This is a genomic window from Paludisphaera sp., from assembly GCF_037189885.1.
Classification (GTDB): Bacteria; Planctomycetota; Planctomycetia; order Isosphaerales; family Isosphaeraceae; genus Paludisphaera.
Genome location: NZ_JBBCIR010000054.1, coordinates 139,158 through 160,108, shown reverse-complemented (window position 1 = coordinate 160,108; position 20,951 = coordinate 139,158). Strand labels below are relative to the sequence as shown.

The 20,951-nt window shown below is 72.1% G+C and carries 15 protein-coding genes; 9 read left to right on the top strand and 6 right to left on the bottom strand.

The annotated features are described in order from the left end of the window. Window positions 1–20 precede the first annotated feature (20 nt). Window positions 21–1,763 carry an alkaline phosphatase gene (locus WG209_RS16215; protein ID WP_337176113.1) on the bottom strand — a complete coding sequence of 581 codons (1,743 nt, stop codon included), beginning with the start codon at window positions 1,761–1,763 and terminating at the stop codon, window positions 21–23. A 200-nt stretch (window positions 1,764–1,963) separates the two neighbouring features. Here WG209_RS16215 and glgC point away from each other — a divergent pair, with 200 nt between their 5' ends. Continuing rightward, window positions 1,964–3,196, top strand: coding sequence for a glucose-1-phosphate adenylyltransferase (glgC, locus tag WG209_RS16210; RefSeq protein ID WP_337176112.1), 1,233 nt, complete (start codon window positions 1,964–1,966; stop codon window positions 3,194–3,196). Window positions 3,197–3,259: 63 nt separating this feature from the next. On the opposite strand, the gene WG209_RS16205 is transcribed toward glgC, so the two are convergent. Further along, on the bottom strand, window positions 3,260–7,360 hold the full coding sequence (locus WG209_RS16205; protein WP_337176111.1) for a PKD domain-containing protein: 4,101 nt from the start codon (window positions 7,358–7,360) through the stop codon (window positions 3,260–3,262). A gap of 799 nt (window positions 7,361–8,159) precedes the next feature. On the opposite strand from WG209_RS16205, the gene asnB reads away from it, so the two are divergent. From asnB to WG209_RS16190, 3 genes are all read left to right on the top strand, one after another. Continuing rightward, window positions 8,160–10,064, top strand: a complete 1,905-nt coding sequence (asnB, locus tag WG209_RS16200) for an asparagine synthase (glutamine-hydrolyzing) (protein WP_337176110.1) — start codon at window positions 8,160–8,162, stop codon at window positions 10,062–10,064. A gap of 118 nt (window positions 10,065–10,182) precedes the next feature. After that, the gene (locus WG209_RS16195; RefSeq protein ID WP_337176109.1) at window positions 10,183–11,133 is read left to right on the top strand and encodes a DUF4349 domain-containing protein; all 951 of its coding nucleotides are present in this window, start codon (window positions 10,183–10,185) and stop codon (window positions 11,131–11,133) included. Window positions 11,134–11,179: 46 nt separating this feature from the next. Then, on the top strand, window positions 11,180–12,145 hold the full coding sequence (locus tag WG209_RS16190; RefSeq protein WP_337176108.1) for a pyridoxal-phosphate dependent enzyme: 966 nt from the start codon (window positions 11,180–11,182) through the stop codon (window positions 12,143–12,145). Window positions 12,146–12,156: 11 nt separating this feature from the next. Here the strand turns inward: WG209_RS16190 and WG209_RS16185 are convergent, their stop codons facing one another. After that, complete coding sequence (locus WG209_RS16185; protein ID WP_337176107.1) at window positions 12,157–12,330, bottom strand: DUF1328 family protein; 174 nt, start codon at window positions 12,328–12,330, stop codon at window positions 12,157–12,159. A 425-nt stretch (window positions 12,331–12,755) separates the two neighbouring features. On the opposite strand from WG209_RS16185, the gene WG209_RS16180 reads away from it, so the two are divergent. Further along, window positions 12,756–14,651, top strand: coding sequence for a glycosyltransferase family 39 protein (locus WG209_RS16180; RefSeq protein ID WP_337176106.1), 1,896 nt, complete (start codon window positions 12,756–12,758; stop codon window positions 14,649–14,651). Window positions 14,652–14,666: 15 nt separating this feature from the next. Here WG209_RS16180 and WG209_RS16175 read toward each other — a convergent pair whose 3' ends face one another. The 3 genes from WG209_RS16175 to WG209_RS16165 form a co-directional block, all read right to left on the bottom strand. After that, entirely contained in the window at window positions 14,667–15,158 is a 492-nt protein-coding gene (locus WG209_RS16175; protein ID WP_337176105.1) for a ferritin-like domain-containing protein, read from the bottom strand. Between the two features lie 145 nt (window positions 15,159–15,303). Continuing rightward, the gene (locus WG209_RS16170) at window positions 15,304–15,801 is read right to left on the bottom strand and encodes a hypothetical protein (protein ID WP_337176104.1); all 498 of its coding nucleotides are present in this window, start codon (window positions 15,799–15,801) and stop codon (window positions 15,304–15,306) included. Between the two features lie 100 nt (window positions 15,802–15,901). Then, window positions 15,902–17,242, bottom strand: a complete 1,341-nt coding sequence (locus tag WG209_RS16165) for a lactate racemase domain-containing protein (RefSeq protein ID WP_337176103.1) — start codon at window positions 17,240–17,242, stop codon at window positions 15,902–15,904. Between the two features lie 294 nt (window positions 17,243–17,536). On the opposite strand from WG209_RS16165, the gene WG209_RS16160 reads away from it, so the two are divergent. From WG209_RS16160 to WG209_RS16145, 4 genes are all read left to right on the top strand, one after another. Beyond that, on the top strand, window positions 17,537–18,436 hold the full coding sequence (locus tag WG209_RS16160) for a hypothetical protein (RefSeq protein WP_337176102.1): 900 nt from the start codon (window positions 17,537–17,539) through the stop codon (window positions 18,434–18,436). Between the two features lie 52 nt (window positions 18,437–18,488). Continuing rightward, complete coding sequence (locus WG209_RS16155; protein ID WP_337176101.1) at window positions 18,489–18,863, top strand: DUF433 domain-containing protein; 375 nt, start codon at window positions 18,489–18,491, stop codon at window positions 18,861–18,863. Window positions 18,864–18,990: 127 nt separating this feature from the next. Beyond that, window positions 18,991–20,373: a DUF2157 domain-containing protein gene (locus WG209_RS16150; RefSeq protein WP_337176100.1), complete on the top strand. Its 1,383-nt coding sequence runs from the start codon at window positions 18,991–18,993 to the stop codon at window positions 20,371–20,373. Then, window positions 20,360–20,950, top strand: coding sequence for a GDYXXLXY domain-containing protein (locus WG209_RS16145; protein WP_337176099.1), 591 nt, complete (start codon window positions 20,360–20,362; stop codon window positions 20,948–20,950). Before WG209_RS16150 ends, WG209_RS16145 begins: the two co-directional genes overlap by 14 nt. The last annotated feature ends 1 nt before the right edge of the window (window position 20,951 follow it).

Sequence of the window (20,951 nt, the reverse complement as noted above, 5' to 3'; positions counted from 1 at the left end):
TCGGCGTGCCCCGGGGCGACTCACTTCGGGGGCGGCAGCAGCCCCGCGGGGTCGTCGATCACCAGGTAATGGCCGTGGTCGGACGAGACCAGCATGACGGAATCGTCCCAGTTGCTGTTGGTCTCCACCCAGTGGATGATCCGCTTGATGGCGTCCTCGCCGCTGTGCACGGCGCCCACCGCCACGTCCAGGTTGTTGGCGTGCAGGCCGAAATCCACGTCGCCCGACTCGACGAACAGGATGAACTTCTGGTCGGGCTTCGCCAGGACGCGCAGGGCGGCGTCGGTCATCTGGGCGAGCGTCGGCTGGGAATCGAGCTGCTCCTGGGTGTAGGTCGCGGCCTTGGGCTCCACGCCGGCCCTCACCGGGTCGGGCGCGGGGTCGTAGCGGTTGTCGGCCGTGCGGTAGGGCAGGTGGTCGATCCCCTTCTCGCCGAAGAAGCCGAAGAGCCGCGTCCCCTTCTCGGCGGCCTCGGCGGCGGCGGCCTTCAGCAGCTCGCCGCCGTTGGCGCCGAGCCTGGTCTCGACCACCGTGTACTTGCCGCCGTTCTCCACGTCGATCGTCCGGCGGTCGGCGTCGGAGAGGAAGATGCTCCCCTCGGCCGCGTTCTCGCCCTGCCGCTTGAAGTGCTGCGGCTCCATGCGGGTGTTGAAGCCGGTCCCCATCACCACGTCGAGGCCCGGCCACACGGGGGCGCCGCGCTTCTCGTGGATGATGCTCGGGAGGCCGAGCATCACGCGGCCGAGATCCTGGTAGTCCTCGCGCGAGACGTTCTGCGCGTACATCCCGGCCGGCGAGGCGTGCGGGAAGGGGACGCTCGTCACCGTGCCGGCCTTCCAGCCCCGCTCCTGGAGGGCGTGGAAGAGGGTCGGCACCGGCCGGCCGTCGTCGGCCACGTTGACGCTGTTGTTGTACGCCTTGACGCCGCTGACGATCTCCGCGGCGCTCTGCGACGAGTCCGTGTAGGCGTGCAGGCTCCGGCCGACCGACGCCACCCCCTCGCGGTCCTTGTCGCTGGCGCCCTGGCCCTTCAGGTAGCCCGGCGCCTTCGCCCCGTGGGGCCCCGGCGTCCAGGGGTTCGGCCCGGCGATCGTGACGTCGTAGCCCCCCTTCATGCTGTTCGCGGGGATCGTCACCGTCTGCTCGTCGACGTTCACCTGGTTCCGGTCGTAAGTCGGGCTGGTGACCACCCAGCCGTACTGGGGGTTGGACCCCGGCGCGGCGTAGTCCTGGAAGATCAGGCCGGAGCCCTTCCCCTCCGTGTAGACCTTGCGCGACTTGACGATGGCCGCGGCCTGGGTGGCCGGCCAGTCCATGCCGTCGAACCAGACGATGAAGATATGCTTGGCCCCCTTCTCGGCGGCCGACTCCAGCACCTTGCGGATGTCGCTCTGGTCGGCGTACTCGGCCTCGGGGTTGACGGTGTTCTCCGGCAGGAACCCGTAGATCGCGCGCAGCTTCTCCGGGTCGCGGTAGCTGCTGGCCGGGCCCATGATCAGGCCCAGGTCGGCCTTGGTCCCCCAGGTGTAGACCGGGATCTGGCGGTTGGAGTGGCTGCGATGGTTCGAGAAGACGTCGCCCGGCCCCTGCGAGCCGAAGTGGTAGACGCGGTCCACCTTCTCCTCGGCGCGGGTCGAGTATTCCGTCTGGAGTTCCTTCAGCCGGTCCTCGGCGCGGGCCGTGCCGGAGATCCCCCAGGCCGGCAGGGACGCCGCCAGCACGGCGACGGCCGCCCGGGCGGGGCGCGGAGCGTGTCGAATCATCGTGGGTCGAGCCTTTCGGTTGAACGGGTCGGGGGCGGTCGCGAGGGCGCGGCGTCGCGCCCGGCTCGCCAGTCTAACGGATGCGCCGCGGCCGTCGCAGCGCCTCACGGGCGTGGTGGGCGGTTGATCCGCGCGGCCGGCCCGCGACAATGGAGCGAGGGCGCGACCGGTTCGCGGCGGCCCGGGTAGGAGGCGAGGCCGTGTATCGGGACGTCTTGGCGATCGTGCTGGCCGGGGGCAAGGGGACGCGGCTCGACCCGCTGACGAGGGATCGGGCCAAGCCCGGGGTCCCCTTCGGCGGCGTCTACCGCATCATCGACTTCACCCTCTCCAACTGCATCAACTCGGACATACGACGCATCCTCGTCCTCACGCAATACAAGGCCACCAGCCTCAACCGCCACATCGTCCAGGGCTGGAACTTCCTCTGCCGCGAGCTGGACGAATACATCGAGGTCATCCCCCCCCAGCAGCGCATCGCCGAGACGTGGTACAAGGGGACGGCCGACGCCATCTATCAGAACATCTACACCATCGAGAAGGCCGCCCCGCGCGACACGATCATCCTGGCCGGCGACCACATCTACAAGATGAACTACGCCCGCATGATCGAGTTCCACCGCGACCAGGACGCCGACGTCACCGTCGCCTGCCAACCCGCCCCCCTGGCCGCCGCGCGCGACTTCGGCGTTATGGGCGTCGACGATGAGGGCCGCATCACCAGCTTCCTGGAGAAGCCCCAGGATCCCCCCTCCATGCCCGGCCACCCGGATCTCGCCCTGGCCAGCATGGGCATCTACGTCTTCAACACCGAGGTCATGTACGACCTCCTGTTCCAGGACGCCGCGCTCGGCGAGTCCAGCCGCCACGACTTCGGCAAGGACGTCATCCCCCGCATGGTGGAGGAGGGCATGCGCGTCCTCGCCTACCCCTTCCGCGACGAGAACCGCAAGACCTCCGCCTACTGGCGCGACGTCGGCACCATCGACGCCTACTTCCACACCAGCATGGACCTGGTCTCCGTCGACCCGATCCTCAACCTCTACGACCGCGACTGGCCGATCCACACCCACCAGCCGGAGTTCCCGCCGCCGAAGTTCATCCACACCGAGGCCGACCGCCGCGGCTCCGCGTACAACTCGGTGGTCTGCCAGGGGGTCATCGTCTCCGGCGGCCAGGTCTACGGCAGCATCCTCTCGCCGGGCGTCCGCATCCACAGCTACTCGCTCGTGGAGGACTCGATCCTCTTCGACGGCGTCGTGGTCGGCCGCCACGCCCGCGTCCGCCGCGCCATCGTCGACAAGCACGTCCAGATCCCCCCCGGCTTCTCCATCGGCTGGGACCGCGAGGCCGACCTCGCGCGCGGCTTCACCGTCACCGAGGACGGCGTCACCGTCGTCTCCAAGGACGAGGACCTCGAACGCTTCGCATGACGAATGGCCGGCGCCGCGAGGCCCGAAGCCCGCGACGCCGGCCCCCCATCCGAACGCCCCGCGTCAGCGGCGAGGGCCCCTCAGGATGCCGAAGGTCCGCTGGATCATGGCGACGCGCCGGACCGTCATGGCCTGGATCCGCTCCCGGACCTGGATGGTCCGCTGGATCATCCGCTGGATCATCGGCGCGGGCCGCGACTCGAAGCGCGCGGCCAGCTCGGCGAGCCGCTGCTCCTGGCGCTCGACCTGGACGATCGCCCGAGCCACCACGCCCTGCACGGCCTGCTCGGCCGCGGGGGGCAGGGGGCCGACGGGCAGCGGCGCGGCCATGAAGGAGACCGACCGGGCGACCACGCCCCCCTCGCCGTCGGACACCTGGACGATGACCTCGTAGGCGCCGAGGAGCTGGGGCGTGAAGGTCATGGTGGGCCCTTCGCCCGTCGCCACCGTCTCGCCGTTGCGGAGGACCAGCCAGTTGAAGGCCAGCGTCGCGCCGGGGTTCGCGTCGACCGACGAGGCGCCGAACGTCACCGCCGCGCCGACATCGACCAGCGCCGGGATCGCCGCCAGTTCGAGCGAGGGCGCCAGGTTCTCGACGGTCAGCCCGCGCTCGGAGTAGGCGGTCGCGCCCTGGGCGTCGATGACCGTCACGCCGACCGTGTACTCGCCGGGAGTCGTCGGCGCGAACGAGAACGTCTCGCCGACGCCCGTCGCCACCACCACGCCGCCCAGCGCGGCCGACCAGGTGTACTCGGCCACGCCGCCCGGGTCCGCCCCCTCGGCGCGGAACGACGCCGCGGAGCCCTGGACCACCGTCGCCGGCCCCGCCACGATCGCGACCGTCGGGGCCGCGTTCGCCACGGTGAGCGAGCGCTCGGCGACGGCCGTGGCGCCCTGGGCGTCGGCGACGGTCACGGAGATCGCGTACACGCCCGGCGACGTCGGCGCGAACGAGAACGTCTCGCCGACGCCCGTCGCCACCACCACGCCGCCCAGCGTGGCCGACCAGGTGTACTCGGCCACGCCGCCCGGGTCCGACCCCTCGGCGCGGAACGACGCCGCGGAGCCCTGGACCACCGTCGTCGGCCCCGCCACGATCGCCACCGTCGGGGCGACGTTGGCGACGACGACCGCCACGGAATTCCCCGCCTCGTACTCGCCGTGCTCCGTCTGGGCCCAGGCGCGGATCGCGCGGGCGCCGGGGGCGAGGAACGCGTGAGTCACCGCGGAGGGGGAGCCCTCGACGACCTGGAGCGGCGTGCCGTCGCCCCAATCGATCCGCCATCGCGAGACGACGCCCGCCTCGGCGCCGGCCGTCAGCGAGAGCGTGTAGGGGAGGCCCTGGTTCACGCTCGCCGGCCCGTCGATGGCCAGCGGCGGCGCCGCCACCTCCACCATGATCGAGGCCAGCGCGTCGTCCACCTTCGCCGTCACCAGGGCCTGCCCGGGCGTCGCGCCGGCCGAGAACGTGGAGGACGCCTCGCCGTCGATCACCGGAGCGGACGCGGGGCCCACGGAGCCGAGGGACGCGGCGAACGCGGCCGCCGAGAAGCCCGGGATCGACCCCAGCGCCGAGATGTCGGCCCCGGTGGAGTCATGCTTCAGGTCGGCGACCAGCCCGGCCGAGCCGCCGACGAGGAGCGGCCCGGGGTTCGAGAGCGTGAGGACGATGTGCGGGGACGAATCGACGTTCCCCACGGCCGAGGCGCCCGGCCCGGCGTTCGAGCCCCACCAGTTGTGGACGGCGTCGACGGCCGAGGCGGCCAGGTTCCTCACCGACGACCGCGAGTTGCCGACGATCCGATTCCAGCGGAGCCCGACGTTCGTCGCCCCGGCGTCGAGGACCTCGACGCCGTCGCCGTTGCCCTCGATGATGCTCGACGCGATCGTCACGCCGTCGGCCGCGCCCACCCGGACGCCGACGTCCAACCCCACGACGGCCACGCCGTCCAGGATCACTCCCCCCGCGCCGTCCCGGATCGCGATCCCCACGTCGCCGCCGTCGATCCGCAGCCCGCTCACGAGCGTCGTCAGCCCGGATCCGAAGATCGACAGCGCCACGCCGGACGCGGGCCGGAGGGTCGCCCCCTCTTGCCCTTCGAGGAAGACCGGCCGCCAGGCGGAGACGTTCTCCGCGTACACCCCCGGGGCGATCCGGACGGTGTCGCCGCCCGCCGCCGCGTCGAGGGCCGCCTGGACGCTCATGGCCTCCACCGGCGCGACCAGGAACGTCCGCGCCTCGCCGAACGCCCCCACCGTCGCCAGCGCGCGGCCATGGGCCAGGTAATGGGTCGGGCTGCCGGCCGCCGCGGCCAGGCCCTGCTCGGCCGTCGCGAAGAACAACCGCCGCGCCGACCACTCGTCGTCCTGCGGGCCCGAGAGGACGTAGCCGAGCGGCTGCTCCTGCTTGAACGTCACGTTCGCGCCGTCCGCCTCGCTCGTGCTGAAGGTGATCGGGTGGGGGTTGCTCGGGTCGTGTACCTTGAGCACGTTGTCCCAGCTCGACTCCTCGAACATCACGCCGCCGTTGGCCGAGCCCGCCTCGCCGAACGTCGAGGCGCCGGCGATCACCACGCCCTCGACGCCGATCGCGTAGTATCGGCCCGAGGTCGAGAAGCCCAGCCCGGTCCAGACGTTCCCGGACGTCGCCACGTCGGTCAGCGTCCCGTGCTTGACATCCTGGAGGAAGATCCCCGCCCCGCCGTTGTCGAGCGAGACGACCCCGGTGAGCGAGAAATTCGTGGAGCCGTTCAGGTTGACGCCCGACTTCACCATCCCGACCACGGTCACGTCCGTCAGCGACAGCCCCGAACGCCCGGCCGAGAAGACGCCGTATTGCGGCTTGACGTCGCTCCCCGCGCCGGTGATGGTCAGGCCGCTCAGCGAGACGTCCGCCGCCGTGATCCGCGCCGCGTACGAGGCCGCGGAGCCGGCGACGTCGAGAATAGTCGTCGACGAGCCATCCCCCGCGATGGTCAGCGACTTGCCGATCGTGATGGCGCCGGCGTAGGTCCCCGCGGCGATCTGGATCGTGTCGCCGGCCGCCGCCGCGTCGATGGCCGCCTGGATTCCCATCGCCTCGATCGGCGCGACCAGGAACGTCCGCGCCTCGCCGAACGCCCCCACCGTCGCCAGCGCGCGGCCATGTGCCAGGTAATGGTCGGGAGAGCCGGCCGCCGCGGCCAATCCCTGCTCGGCCGTCGCGTAGAACCGCCGCCTCACCGACCACGCGTCGTCCTGCGGGCCCGAGAGGGCGTAGCCCAGCGGCTGGTCCTGCTTGAACGTCACGTCCGCGCCGTCGGCCGCGTCCGTGCTGAAGGTAATCGGGAAGGGGTTCGCCGGGTCATAGGAGTTCGTCCCGAAGTTCCAGCTCGACTCCTCGAACATCACCCCGCCGTTGGCCGAGCCCGCCTCGCCGAACGTAGACGCCCCGGCGATCACGATCTCCTCGACGCCGATCGCGTAGTGGCGGCCCGCGGTGGAGAACGCCAGGCCGGTCCAGACGTTCCCGGACGTGGTCACGTCGGTCAGCGTGCCGCGCTTGGCGTCCGTCAGGAAGAAGCCCGCGCCGCCGTTGTCGCGCGCGGCGACGCCGGTGATCGTGAAGTCGGTGACGCCGTTCAGGTTGACGCCCGACTTGACCATCCCGACCACGGTCACGTCCGACAGCGCCAGCCCGGAGCGCCCGGAGACGCCGACGCCGTACTGCGGCCTGACGTCGTTGCCCGCCCCGGTGACGGTCAGGCCGCTCAGCGAGACGCCCGACGTCGAGATCGTCACCGCGTTGGACGCCACCAGCCCGGCCACGTTCAGGGTCGTCGTCGACGAGCCCGCCCCGATGATCGTCAGTTGCTTCGAGATCGTGACGGCGCCGGTATAGGTCCCCTCGGCGACGTGGATCTCGTCCTCGGCCACGGCCTTGCCGATGGCCGACTGGATGGTCGCGAAGGCGTTGGCGCCGAAGACCTTGCCGCCGCCGAGGTCGGTCCCGGCGACGGTCCCCGCCCAGTCGTCGTCGACGAACATGGTCGAGAGGAGCGCCCGCGCCTCCAACCCTTCGACCGAGAGCCCTCGCGTCGCGCGGGCGCGGCGGCCGCCGCGGGGCCGGGGCCCGGAGAGGCCGGAACGCTTCGGGGAACGCCTGTCGGTAAGCTGGCTGGACATGGCAAACTCCACTCGGATCGCCGGCCGCTCGCCCCGAGGCGGAGAGGGTCCGACAAGCGCCGAGCCGCGGGAACTATATCCATCACGACATGGCTCGTTCCGAATCCGAGCCAGGTCACCCAGCACAACCCCTAGGTCGTCGCGGCGCCGTCGTCAAACGCCCCGAGGCATGACGCGCGGGCCTCGGGCGGCGATTTCTGGGGATTTTTCCGCGATTCATGGAATCTCGACGCCCCGGGCGCGGAGCATATGGAGATGAGAGTTTCCACCGTTCCTTGGCAATTCGGACGCGGAGAACAGCCCGGCGACCACGCCAGGCCGAGCAAGACGGGGACGATGCGCGCCGGGATCGCGGCGGTCATCCCCCCTCGCGGGGGAGGACAGACCGCGAAGCGGTCAGGAGAGGGGGACGACGAGCGCGAGGCCGTGGGAGTCACCGACAGCCCATCCGAGCCGCTCGGGATCCCGCCGGCCTACTCGCTCGCCGCCCCCCTCATCCGGCCCTTCGGGCCACCTTCCCCCGCGGAAGGGGAAGGCCGTCATGATGGCCCCCAAAATCCGTGACGGCCAGGAAAAACCACTTCGAAGACGACGAACGAAGCCAACTCGATTTCGGATCAACATCATCACCATCAACGGCTTACAACCAACCACCGTCGCACGCCGGCGCGCGAACGAAGCCAACTCGGCGGCGGGCCGCGGTGGGGGTCCGTCGCCGATCCCGCGGGCCGCTGCTATCCTGGATCCCGGTCGCGCGACCGGGGCGGCGGGGGCGGGAATCGGCGAAAGGCGGGCGGGCATGTGCGGCATCTGCGGGGCGGTCTGGGGCGACCCGGGCGGGGCGCTGGGGGAGGGCCGCCTGGAGGCGATGATGGATCGCATCGCCCATCGCGGGCCGGACGACGCGGGCGTCCACCGCGACGACCACGCCGCCCTCGGCTTCCGTCGCCTGGCCATCGTCGACCTGGAAGGGGCCCGGCAACCTCTCTCCAACGAGGACGGCACGATCTGGGTCGTCTTCAACGGCGAGATCTACAACTTCCCCGAACTTCGCCGCCGCCTGGAGGCGCGCGGGCATACCCTCCGGTCGCGCGGCGACACGGAAACCCTCGTCCATCTCTACGAGGACGAGGGCCCCCGGATGTTCGACCACCTCCGGGGCATGTTCGCCCTGGCCGTCTGGGACGCCCCCCGGCGCACGCTGCTTCTCGGGCGCGACCGCCTGGGCCAGAAGCCCTTGCTCTATCGCGAGCACGCCGGCCGCCTCGTCTTCGCCAGCGAGCTGAAAGCCCTGCTGGCGCTCCCCGAGGCCGACGTCCCCCGCGAGATCGACCCGACGGCCCTCGATCATTTCCTCACGTTCGGATACGTCCCCCACCCGAGGACGATCCTCGAGGGCGTGAAGAAGCTGCCCCCCGCCCACTACGCCCTCTGGCGCGACGGCCGGCTCCAGGTCGAACGCTACTGGTCGCCCGACTGGGACCTGGAACGCCGGCGCCCGTTCGAACAGGACGCCGAGGAGCTGCGGGCGACGCTCGACGCGGCCGTCCGCGAGCAGATGGTCGCCGACGTCCCCCTGGGGGCGTTCCTCTCCGGCGGGGTCGATTCGACGATCATCGTCGGCCTGATGCAACGGGCGTCGTCCCGGCCGGTGAAGACGTTCGCCATCGGCTTCCCGGACGCCGCGTATGACGAAACCGCCTACGCCGAGGCCGCCGCCAGGGCGATCGGCACGGAGCATCACACGTTCATCGTCGAGCCGAAGGCGTGGGAGACCATCCCCGCCCTGGCGCGGCAGTTCGACGAGCCCTTCGCGGACAGCTCGGCCCTCCCCACCTGGCACGTCGCCCGGGAGACGCGCCGCGAGGTCACGGTGGCCCTCACCGGCGACGCCGGCGACGAGCTGTTCGGCGGCTACGACCGCTACCGGGCCCTGGCGATCACCGAGCTATTCCAGCGCGTCCCGGCCGGGCCCCGCCGGATGCTGGCCGGGGCGATGTCGCGCATCCTGCCGCGCTCGGGGAAGGCGAAGTCGCGGCTCCGCGCGCTGGAGCGGATCGCCGAGCGGATCGACCAACCGGCCGACGCCCGATACCTCGGCTGGATGACCACGTTCGACGAGGACGAACGGACGGCCCTGTACGCCGACGACCAGATCGACCGCCTGGCCGATCCCGAGTCCGGGGCGTCGGTGCTGGGGCGGGCGCTCGCCGCGGCGTCCGGTCGCGACGTGGTGACGCGGGCGATGGTCGCCGATCTCCTGACGTACCTCCCCGGCGACCTGCTGTTCAAGGTGGACATGGCGAGCATGGCGCATGGCCTGGAGTGCCGGGCGCCGTTCCTCGACCACCGCGTCGTCGAGCTGGCCGCGGCGATGCCCGTCGGCCGCAAGCTGAGGCTGCGGCCGGGCCGGTCCAAGGTCGTCCTCAAGCGGGCCTTCGCCGACCTGATCCCCCCGCCGATCCGCGCCCGCCGCAAGATGGGCTTCGGCGTCCCCGTCGGCCGTTGGTTCCGCGGCGAGTTGAAGGACGAACTCTCCGCCATCCTCCTCGACCCCGCGACCCTCGCCCGCGGCCTCTTCCGCCCCGATCGGGTCCGCGAGCTGGTCGCCGAACACGCCTCCGGCCGACGCGAGCACGGCCACCGCCTCTGGGCGCTGCTCATGCTGGAGCTGTGGATGCGCGAATATCTGGACACGGCCTGATAATATTCCCGCGACGCCTCCTAACATTTCGACCCCGCGCCGCGTCTTATACATAGTTGCGGGGGCGTGGCCCCGATGACCCAGGACGCCCGTCCACCACTCGACGCGAGGGCCGATCATGCGCGGACACCTGGCTTGCCTCCTGATCACGGCGTCGCTCGCGACAATCGGCTGCGATGAGCCCCATTACGAATACGCCGCCCAGCGCATCGCGGCGGAGCCGAAGTCGGCCATGGCGCCAGTGCCGGACGAGGCCCCCGCGTTTCGCGACCAGGCCGCGGGGATGAGGGGGGAGACGGCCGAGGCCCCCGCGACCGAGGCCCCCGACGCCAAGGTGTCGCGCAAGGTGATCTACAACGCCACGCTCGACCTGGCGGTGGAGGACCTGGACTCCGCCTCGGCGAAGGTCGGCGAGATGCTCGCGTCGTCCGGCGGCTACATCGCCGAGGAGACGATGACCGGCTCGCCGGGCTCGACGCGCACGCGGTTCTGGCGGCTGAGGATCCCCATCGACGGCTTCGACGGCTTCGTGACGTCGGTCATGGCCCTGGGGGAACTGGTCAACTTCAACCGAACCTCGCAGGACGTGACGGCCGAGTTCTACGACGTCGAGGCCCGCATCAAGAACAAGCAGGTCCAGGAGCAGACCCTCCAGAAGATGCTGGAGGAGCGATCCGGCCAACTTGAGGAGGTGCTGAAGGTCGAGACCGAGCTGTCGCGGGTGCGGGGCGAGATCGAGCAGATGCAGGGGCGGATCCGCGTGCTCCAGAACCTCTCGTCGCTGGCCACGCTGACGCTCACCCTCCGCGAGCACGAGCGGTTCCAGCCCGCCGCGCCCGTGGTGGCGGACTTCCCCACGCAGGTCGCCCGGACGTGGCAGGAGTCGGTGGGCCGGCTCGTCGACGCGGGCAAGGCGCTGGTGCTGTTCGTCGTGGGGCAGGCGGTATGGCTGCCGTTCTGGGCGATCGGGCTGCTGATCGCGTGGGCCGTCGGCCGGAAGGCCGTCGCCCTGGCCAGGTCGCGGCCGACGCCCCCCGCGGACCCGTCGCCCGGCGGCCGGGGGGCGTGATACGCTGGCCGGACTGACGACCAAGGCCCCCGGCGCGAGGAAGCGCATGAACCCGACGCGACGACTCCCCGACCTCAACCATTACCTCGACCGCGTGGCCCCGACGCCGCTGGTCCCGGTCCGGCTGGACGCGGACGGGCCGACGATCTGGTGCAAGCTGGAGTTCCTCAACCCCAGCGGCTCCACCAAGGATCGCATCGCCTGCCACATCCTGCACAAGGCCGTGCGGACCGGCGCGGTCGCGCCGGGGGGCCTGGTGGTGGAGGCGTCGAGCGGGTCGACGAGCATCGCCATGGCGCTGGCCTGCGCGCAGCTCGGCCTGCGGTTCGCGGCCGTGATGCCGGAGGGGGTCAGCCGAGAGCGCCGGCTCATCATCGAGGCCTACGGCGGCGAGGTCCACTTCTCGCCGCGCGAGGCCGGCATCCTCGGCGCGCTGGCGGGCGCGGCGGCGATGGCCGAGGAGCGTGGCGCGTTCGCGCCGCTCCAGTTCGAGAACCCGGACAACGCGGCCGCGCACCGGGCGCACACGGCCCGCGAGATCCTCGCCCAGATCCCCGGCGGCTGGGTGGACGCGGTCGTTAGCGGGGTGGGGACGGGGGGGACGCTCGTCGGCCTGTTCGAGGGCCTGCGGGACCAGGGCTGCTCGCCCCGGGCCTTCGCCGCCCGCCCCGTCACCGGCGAGGCGGTCGGCGGGGCGGGGGCGGAATGCTGCTCGTTCAGCGGCCGCATCCCCGGCGTGGTCGACGGCCTCTCGACCATCTACACGCGGTTCCGGGCCGAGCGGGCCGACAGCCTGGAAGAGCTGGACGTCCCGGACGACGAGGCCGTGGACGTCGCCCGACGCCTGCTCCGCGAGGGATTCCCCGTCGGGCTCAGCTCGGGCCTGAACTTCCGGGCGGCGATGATGGCGGCGGGGCGGATGGGCCCCGACGCCCGCGTCGTCACCGTGTTCCCGGATCGCATGGAGCGCTACTTCTCGACGGAGCTGTTCCGTCGCGCGGAGCCGGCCTGACGCCGGCCCGCTCAGACCGCCGGCGGCCCGGCGGAGCGGCCGAAGATCAGCGAGACGACGAACAGCACCAGGAAGAGGAAGACGAGGATCCGGGCGACCGAGGCCAACTGGCCCTCAAGCCCGCCGAAGCCCATGACGCCCGCGATCAACGCGAGCACGAAGAAGACGATAGCCCAGCGCAGCATGGTGGTGACCCTTTCGCGTGAAACCCTTGTTCGGTGGGACGTTCGGCATTCGCGCCGTCGGGTTGTCACCTAGGCAAACGTGATGCCGAAACCCGAAGCTGGGTCGGCGCGGGGGCCCGGGGGGTTTCGGTGAGCGCGGCCCCGTCGCCCGGCCGATAACGACCGCTGGCGTCGAATCAGGCGGCGCGGCCGGGGGTGCCCACGCGCCCCGATCGGCCCGACCGAACGACGGGGCGTGCGAGGGATTTGAAGTGCCTCCGGGAACCGGCCGAACGCCTATCCCCCGATTGCCTCGGATCTGGTATGGTCCGTCGACCCCCATATCGACCTCGACGGGATCCACGCCCCACGTCCAGCCGGACGGCGAGGCGGGATCATCCACCATCACCATCACGACTCGGGCGGACGAGACGATGGGAACGCGCGTGCTTCGACCGACGCGGAGGTCGGCGGCGCCGAGGGCCCGGCCGGAGACGGCCGTCCCGCGCCCGCCCCGGCCGCTGATCCGCCCCGCGCCGCGATCGGCGATGTTCTTCCCGCTGGTGGTCCTGCTGGCCGTCCTGCCCGGCCTGGCCGCGATCCGCTCGTGGGACCTCACCAGCCCCGGGCCGCTGTGGGGCCTGCGGGCGATGGCCGTGGCCGTCGACGGCATGGTCGTCGACCAGACGGGGGCGGGGGACGCGATCAAGCCCGGGCGGGAGTCGTCCGGGTACCGCAGCGTGGCCCTGCAGCCGCCGCTGTACCCCTGGCTCGCCGCGGTCGGCCTGAAGCTCAGCGGCGACTGCGACCCGCTCGCCTGCGTGCTCCCCAGCTACATCGCCGGCGCGGCGATCGTCATCCTCGCCTACTTCCAGGGGAGGCTCTGGCGCGGCGGCGGGATGGGGCTGGCCGCGGCCATGTTCATGGCGTTCAGCCCGAGCCTCCTGCTGCGCGAGCAGGAGATGACCCCCTATCTCCTGGCGGCGGCCGGCGCCGTCGCCGCGCTCCACGCCTACGCCGCGCGGACGCGACTGGCGGCGGAATCCGCCGACCCGCGCAGGCGGTCGCTCCTCTGGTCGGTGGTCGGCGGCCTGTCGCTGGGGGCGTCGCTCCTGTCGGTGGCGGCGTTCGGGCTGATCGCGGTCGTCGTGGCGGCGCTGCACCAGGTCTACCTGAAGGCGGGGGCGGCGGCCGACCCGACCTATCGCCCCCCGTCGCCCGGCGGCCTGCGCGGCTGGCTCCGCGAGGGGGGCGCCGTGGACGGCGCGACGGCGCTCGGGGTGGCGGCGCTGGTCGCCGCGCCCTGGCACGTGGCGATGTTCATGACGCACGGCTGGGGCCTGTTCACCCCACTAATCCTCCCCGCTTCCGGTTGGACCGAGTCGTACAACCTGGCGACGAGGCTCCTGGAGCTGGCCCCGATCGCGACGCCGCTGGCGCTGTACGGCGCCGTCCGCGCCGTCCGCCGCGCCCTGGCCAGCGAGGGGGACGATCGCGAGACTCTCGGCGGCTCGCTGTGGGTCGCGTGGGCCGCCGTGGCGGCGCTGGCGCTGTCGCTCTGGACGAACGGCCCCCGCCAGGCGCTGGAGATCCTGCTCCTCGTGCCGCTGAACCTGCTGGCGGCCTCGACGGTCGCCGACCTGGTCAACCGCCGGATCTCGGTCCGGGCGCTGATCGGCCTGGCCCCGGCCACGGCGTTCTGCCTGGCGTGGTGGGCGAGCAAGGACCTGCGCGGGGCGCTCGACGACGTGCTCTCCGGCAACGCGGGGACGGCCACCACGCTCAGCCTGCACGTCGCGCTCGACCTGATGATCGTCTCGGTGTTCCTGGCCCGCGCCCTGGAGCGCTGGGCCGGCCGCCGAGACGACCGCCAGCGGCGGGTGCTCGCGACCTTCCTCCTGGCCGTGCTGGCGGCCACCGCCGGGCTGGGGGCGCGCGAGATGGTCTTCCGCCACGGCGAGACCAGCGACCTGCTGATGCTCCGGACGATGATCCTGAGGCGCAACCGCGAGCGGCCGTTCAGCCACGTCGCGGTCGTCAGCCCGCCGCGGTCGTGGTCGGAGCCCGGCGACGAGCCCGGCTCGCTCGACGCCCCGTATCCCGGCAGCCGGCTCCGCTTCATCCTCCGCTCGGCGCTGCCGGACCTGCCGCAGATCGACCTCGCCAGCGTCGACGAGCTGCTGACCCTCCCGGACGAGCAGCGGCTGGTGGTCCTCTACGGGGTCGGCGGGCGGCTGTCCTACAGCATGCAGTCGCGACTCGGCCTGGAGGCGATCCACCCCGGCCGGACCGGGATGCTGGACGCCTACGCCACGGCCTCCGGCCGGGTCGTCAACCGCTAGGGATCGGGTTCGACGTCAGCTCGCGGCCTGTTCGTTGACGGCGGCCTCGGCGATCTCGGTGAGCAGGCCGTCGGTCGTCTTCTCCTCGGCCAGGGTCTCGCCCAGGATCTCCTTGACCTCGTCGAGCCCGAGCCTGGCCGCCCAGGTGCACATGGTCCCGTAGCCGGCGATCTCGTAATGCTCGACCTTCTGCGCGGCGGCGATGAGGGCGGCGTCGCGAGTCTCGGGGTCGGCGTCCATCTCCAGGACCTCCTTCCCCTCCGCGATCAGCCCTTCCATCGCCTGGCACTTCTTGGCGCGGATCGGCTGCCCGAGGGCCTCCAGCACCCGGCCCATGCGCTCGACCTGCGCCTTGGTCTGCTCGAGGTGGGTCTCGAACGCCTCCTTCAGCTCGGGGGACGACGCCCCCTTGGCCATCTTCGGCAGGGCCTTCACCAGCTGCTTCTCCGCGTCGAGCATGTCGCGGGCGACGTCCACCATAAGGTCGTTGAGCGTGCGCATCTTCATGGCGTTGATATCCGGATGGGTCGGGGTGATGTCTCGGCGCGGGTTACAAAAGCAAACCGGGCGCCGGAGCCGTTGGCTTCGAAACGATCGACGCCCCGCGAAGGGCGGGGCGTCGTGGTCGTGCCGATGATGGTTGACGCGGGGGTCAGTCCGCGGCCTTGCGCTGGAGGACGAACATGAGCTGCCCGGCCTTGGTCTTGAACTCCCTGGGGGCCTCGGCGTCCGGCAGGGCGTAGATGAGGCGCACCTTGTCGCCGTCGCGCTCGATCATCCCCTCGGACGTCGACTCCTGATCCTGGGGCTCGACGAGCTTGCTCACCATCCGGATCTTCGACCCCTTCGCCCCGGAGGCCGCCTCGCCGGCCGCCCCCTCGTCGGGGATCAGGGCGTAGGTCGCCCCGTAGACCTCCTTGCTCTCCTTGTCCATCACGACCACGCGGTCCCTGGTGAACCGGACGGTCGAGCCCTTGATCCGCTCGGTCGGCTCGGCTTCGCCGAACTTCTCCCCCGAGACGATCTCGTAGACGCCCTCCAGGTCGGCCGGCTCCAGCCTGGGCGTCTCCTTCGAAGGGTCGACCTGGGCGCTCGCGGGGGCGACGAGGACGGCGAGCGCGAACAGCAGCGGCGCGGCGGCGAGGCGCATGGGGAATCTCCTGGCTTCGAGTCGGACCCGGGGGCCCGTCCCGCGGGCCCCTCGACGCCCGCATATTTCGCAACTCCCGCGCCGACGGCCGCGCCGGGTGTCAAGCCTTCGGGACATAGGTCAGGCCGCCGCGCGGGAAGACGCGGACGCGGGGGGCGTCGCGACGGTCGCGCGGCAGGGCGCGTCGGACGGCCGCCCACATTTCCTCCTGGTCGGCGAAGATCCGGACGGGCCCGAGCCGGCCGCCGATCCGCTCGTGAAGCGGCGGCGCGTAGACCATCACCGCGCGATCGACGACCAGCTCGCGGGCCCAGCGCAGCATGAACGCGGCGGAGGACTCGCGCGCCATGAGGAACCGCTCGACCATCGGCAGCAGGCGTCGGATCGCCCAGCCGCCGGGCGCGCCCGAGCCGGCGATCAGCCGCATCGCCGATCGCGGCAACGAGCGGTCGATCTCCTCCGGGTCGGTCCAGAACAGCCCGACCGTCACGCCCCCCGGGACGCTGGCGGCGCGGTGGTTCAGCAGCGCCTTGAAGCTCTGCATCGGGTCGCCGGGCCAGGGGTCGTTCCCGACCACGATCACGTCGGCCGGCGGGGCGGGGGGGGCCTGGAAGCGCGATCGGGCCTCGGCGGCCAGCGCCTCCTGGACCGCCCCCGGCAGGCCGGCCCGCGCGCGGAAGACCATCCCCGGCGCGCCGATCAGGTGGCTGACCGAGAAGCAGGGGCCGAGCATCGCGGCGGCCTCGACGATGGCAAGGCGCATCGGGTTGTCGGCCGCGGTCCCGCCCAGCAGCCGGCCGGCGTCGGAGTCGCGGCCGATGCCCTGGCGGTGCAGGGCGCCCAGGGTCTCGCGATGGCTCGTGCCGGGAAAGATGAGCTTGTACCCGCCGCCGAACCCCGCCTGGAGGTGGGGCAGGACCGAGCCGATCAGCACGCGGATGTCGGCCTCGGCCACCGGCCGGAAGACGCGGACGGGGATCCCGCGCGGTGTGGTCCCCAGGTCGGCGTAGGACGAGAGGTCGTCGACGGGGGGGCTGAAGCAGCGGTAGGTCGCGGCGGGGCCGTCGCCGAGCCGGCGCCGCATCGCCTCGTCGTCGACCGGCTGATGTCGCCCGACCCCCGCGCTGATCGTCACGTCGTCGACCGCGACCCCCGCGCCGTGGAGCCGGGACAGGACGACCGGCAACGCCTCGCTCACCGGCGTCCAGCGCGACGGGTCGTCGACCACGATCGCGACCCGCGACCCCGGCCCGACCATCTCCTCCAGCCGCGGCGAGCCCTCGGGCGCGTCGAGCGCCGCGGCCAGCGCGCCGGGGTAGTCGGCCATCGCGCCGGCGAGGTCGGGCTCCACGACGTCATCCGGGCCGACGCCCCATCCCGGCGGCATTTCCAGCCCGAGCGTCCCGCCGCCCCAGGGCACCTCGATCGTCCGGCTTTCCATCCGTCTCCCTTCCCAACGGCCCCCGGCCCAACACCGGCCGGCGGGCCAAGGGTACGCGATGCTCGGCCCGCTCCGCAACAAACCGCGAGGCGGAACCGACTCGTCGCGGTCCCGAGGCCCGCCCTTTCTCCGGGGCGCGGCGCGGGTGTATCATGGGGGGCATGGACGCCGCGCGATGGCGCCGGCCCAGGGCGTGGAGCCTTCGCGCGGGCTCCCGAGCGCGACCCGCACCCCGCCCCGGCGAGGGCCACGCCCCCGGGCGTCGCCTCGCCCCTTCGCGGAAGAGACCGGAACATGACCCCATCGCTGGCACAACTGGCCGAACTCGTACGCCAGGCCGAGGCCAAGACCCGCGCCCGCAAGATCGAGGCCGAGACGCGCCAGGCCGCCGAGCACTTCCGCGCCGCCGAGCAGCGATCGCGCCAGGCGCTGGAGCGGATGCGGTCGGCGCGGTCCTCGTGCGCGCGGGCGGTGGAGCAGGCCGACGCCGACGAGCAACTGCTGAAGGATCTGGTGCGGAAGCTCGCCCAGTTCAAGTCGTCGCTGGCCTCCGGGACCGACGCCGAGCAGCTCATCGCCACCTCGGAGGCCGAGATCGCCCGGACCCGGGGCCAGGCCAGGTCCGAGCTGGAGGCGGCCGAGAAGGAGCTGGCCGAGGCCCGCCGCGAGCTGCGCGCGGCCGTGGACGCCTACCGCCAGCACCGCCGCGAGCTGGAGCGGCTGACGCCCGAGCTGGTCGAGCAGTTCGCCGACGCGGACCGCCTCCTCTGGGACGCCGAGAGCCACTTCCCCGGCGGCCAGCTCCAGCTGCTCGCCCACGAGGTCGAGGCGGGCATGAGCGCCTTCGCCCACCTGGTGAAGCTCGAACAGTACGCCCGGCTGAAGGTCTGGATCGGCCGCTTCCGCTTCCACCAGGCCGGCCCCGACCGCGACGGCGAGGGTTCCGAGGAGATCCAGGCCCTCGCCCACAAGGTCTTCCACCAGCTCAAGTACCTCTCGCGCCAGCACGAGCCCGGCTACATCGAGGCCTTCCGCCAGGACTTCTCCACCGACTGGGCCGGCTACGTCGCCGAGGCCCAGGAGCAGCTCGTCCAGGCCATCGAAGCCCAGCGCCGCGCCCGAGCCGAGGCCGAGACCCGACGCGCCGAGGCGACCAACGGCGAGGAAGCCCCCGAGGCGGCGGACGTCGGATGACGAGGTCCCGCCGGCCGGTGATCCGCCTTACCCGGATGCCGAGGTGTCCACGATGAGCACGACAGCGGCCCAGTATCCCCATCTGGCCATGGACGCGCGCGGCCGCGCCATCGTCGCCGGGACCCGATACAAAATCATCCACCTGGCTGGCGAGCATTATCATTACGGCTGGTCGGCCGAGGAACTCCTGGAACAGCACCCGGACCTGCGCCCCGAACAGGTCTACGCCGCGTTGACCTACTTCTACGATCACCGGGACGCGATGATCCGGGAGATGCATGCGGCCGGGCCCGCGATCGATGAACTCGCGGGCCGGCGGCCGTCGCGCCGCATTGCTCGCGCGGTCGGGTGGGCGGCCAACGCCGTGAGCCTCGCGCTGTACATGGACGTCCACATCCCACGCGCGATCACCCGATCGCCGCGATAACATCCCGCCGTATCCCGCCCCATGATTCCGTCACAAATCCTCGCCGGCTCGCCATGGACGTGGTAGAGGAATACCCGTGTCGCGCATCGCGGCGCTACGGGATGGGCCGGGGAGGACGGGGCGAACCATGAGCGGACGAGAGATCACGGCCGACCGCCGCGCGTGGCTGGTCGGCGAGCTGGAGGCGTGGACCGCGCTCGGGCTGGTCTCGGGCGACCAGCCGAAGCGCATCCTCGGCCTCTACGAGGGGGGGACGCCCGAGGGGGAGGCGGCCCGGCGGACCGATCGCGCCAGCGCCGCGATCATGGCGCTGGGGGGGCTGCTGATCGGCATGGCCGTGCTGACGGCCGTCGCGTTCAACTGGCAAGACCTCGCCCCGGCGTCCCGGTTCGGCCTCATCTTCGCGGTCCTGGGGGCGACCTACTGGGGGGCGTGGAAGCTGCGCCTGCGCGGCTCGGTCGCGGGGTCGAACGTCGTGGCGTTCATCGGCTGCCTGATGTACGGCGCGGCGATCTGGCTGGTCGCGCAGACGTTCAACTTCACGCCGAAGGACGCCTCGGGCTTCTGGTGGTGGGGCGTGGGGGTCCTGCCGTTCGCGCTCGCGCTGGGGACGTGGCCCCTGCACGCGCTCGTCGCCACGACGCTCGCGTGGTACGCGGCCGACTCCGTCATGCGGGGCGATCTCCCGCTGTTCGGCTGGATGCGGCCGATCGCCGAGCCGACCTGGAGCGTCCCGCTGCTGGCGATCCCGGGCTTCGCCTGGGCCTACGCGAACCGATCGCGGAGCGTGCTGGCGCTGTACGTCGCGCTGGCGACGTTCTGGGTCGTCGTGCAGCCGACCAAATGGACGTGGGACGCCACGCCCCTTTTCTGGGGGGGGCTCGTCGGCTCGCTCCTGCTGCTGATCGCCGAGTGCCACCCGAGCGGGTCGGGCCTGGCGATCCCGTATCGGTTCTTCGGGGCGCTGCTGGTCGGCGGGGCGCTCATACCGCTGAGCACCTATGCGTTCAACGAATACGCGGACGGGAAGGCGATGTCGACGGCGCTGGCGATCGAGACGGCCGGGGCGGTGGTCCTGGCCGCGGTCCTGCTGATCGCCGCCGCCGAGTTGGACCGTCGGCGTACCGGGCGGCCAGGGTCGCTGGCGGCGCGCCTGCTGGACGCGCCCGGGCGCTGGTTCCCCCTGGCGATGCTCGCGCTGTTCGCGGTCCTGGGGTTCGGCAACGCCCTGGAGATCTCGCCCGTGGTCATGACGGTCCTGGCGAACGCCGCGATGGCCTCGCTGGCGATCTGGCTGACGATCGTCGGCGCCCACGAGGACCGCGTCCGGCCGTTCGCGGCGGGCGTGGCGTACTTCCTGCTGTGGGCCGTCTGCCGGTACGTCGACCTGTTCAGCGGCTTCGGCGGCATGCCGGGCGCGGCGCTGATGTTCCTGGCCTGCGGCGCCGCCCTGGTCGGGGCGGCCTGGTTCTGGCGACGGTTGAAGGAGGCCCACCATGTCCACGCCTGAGGTCACTCCGGCCGCCGTGGATCCGGATTTCAACCCGCCGCCCCCTCGCGCGAGCCGGACGTCAACCCTGCTGATCGCCGCGGCGGCGTTCCAGTTCGCCATCCTGGCCTGGATGATCGTCGGCACGATGCTGATGTTCCGGGTGACGACGTCGGGATATGTCCAGGTCGTCCCGGTGGATCCTCGCGACCTGTTCACGGGAGAATACGTCACCCTCTCGTACGCCTTCAGCCGCGTCCCGCCCGGGGGGATCGCGGGGCTCCCCGGCCCGTACACGTATGAAAACCTCCAGGACTGGCAAGGCCGCCCGGTGTACGTGGAACTGATCCCGGACCCCGCCCGGCCCGACCACTTCACCGGAGGCCCGCCGAGCCTGACGCCCCCCGCCGAGGGGGTCCCCCACCTCCAGGGGACGCTGGAGACGCCGGCCGAGATCACGTTCGGCATCGAGCGGTTCCACGTCCAGGAGGGGGAAGGGCGGGCGTACGAGGACGCCGCCCGCGAGCGCAAGCTCTGGGCCCGGATCGACGTCACCCGACACGGCTGGGCGATGGTGAAGGGGCTGGCCATCGAGTGAC

Bases quoted from the DNA above. Each gene is read 5' to 3' on its own strand.
- WG209_RS16215 (WP_337176113.1), bottom strand. From the start codon at position 1,763: ATGATTCGACACGCTCCGCGCCCCGCCCGGGCGGCCGTCGCCGTGCTG.
- WG209_RS16205 (WP_337176111.1), bottom strand. From the start codon at position 7,360: ATGTCCAGCCAGCTTACCGACAGGCGTTCCCCGAAGCGTTCCGGCCTC.
- asnB (WP_337176110.1), top strand. From the start codon at position 8,160: ATGTGCGGCATCTGCGGGGCGGTCTGGGGCGACCCGGGCGGGGCGCTG.
- WG209_RS16195 (WP_337176109.1), top strand. From the start codon at position 10,183: ATGCGCGGACACCTGGCTTGCCTCCTGATCACGGCGTCGCTCGCGACA.
- WG209_RS16190 (WP_337176108.1), top strand. From the start codon at position 11,180: ATGAACCCGACGCGACGACTCCCCGACCTCAACCATTACCTCGACCGC.
- WG209_RS16185 (WP_337176107.1), bottom strand. From the start codon at position 12,330: ATGCTGCGCTGGGCTATCGTCTTCTTCGTGCTCGCGTTGATCGCGGGC.
- WG209_RS16175 (WP_337176105.1), bottom strand. From the start codon at position 15,158: ATGAAGATGCGCACGCTCAACGACCTTATGGTGGACGTCGCCCGCGAC.
- WG209_RS16170 (WP_337176104.1), bottom strand. From the start codon at position 15,801: ATGCGCCTCGCCGCCGCGCCGCTGCTGTTCGCGCTCGCCGTCCTCGTC.
- WG209_RS16165 (WP_337176103.1), bottom strand. From the start codon at position 17,242: ATGGAAAGCCGGACGATCGAGGTGCCCTGGGGCGGCGGGACGCTCGGG.
- WG209_RS16160 (WP_337176102.1), top strand. From the start codon at position 17,537: ATGACCCCATCGCTGGCACAACTGGCCGAACTCGTACGCCAGGCCGAG.
- WG209_RS16155 (WP_337176101.1), top strand. From the start codon at position 18,489: ATGAGCACGACAGCGGCCCAGTATCCCCATCTGGCCATGGACGCGCGC.
- WG209_RS16150 (WP_337176100.1), top strand. From the start codon at position 18,991: ATGAGCGGACGAGAGATCACGGCCGACCGCCGCGCGTGGCTGGTCGGC.
- WG209_RS16145 (WP_337176099.1), top strand. From the start codon at position 20,360: ATGTCCACGCCTGAGGTCACTCCGGCCGCCGTGGATCCGGATTTCAAC.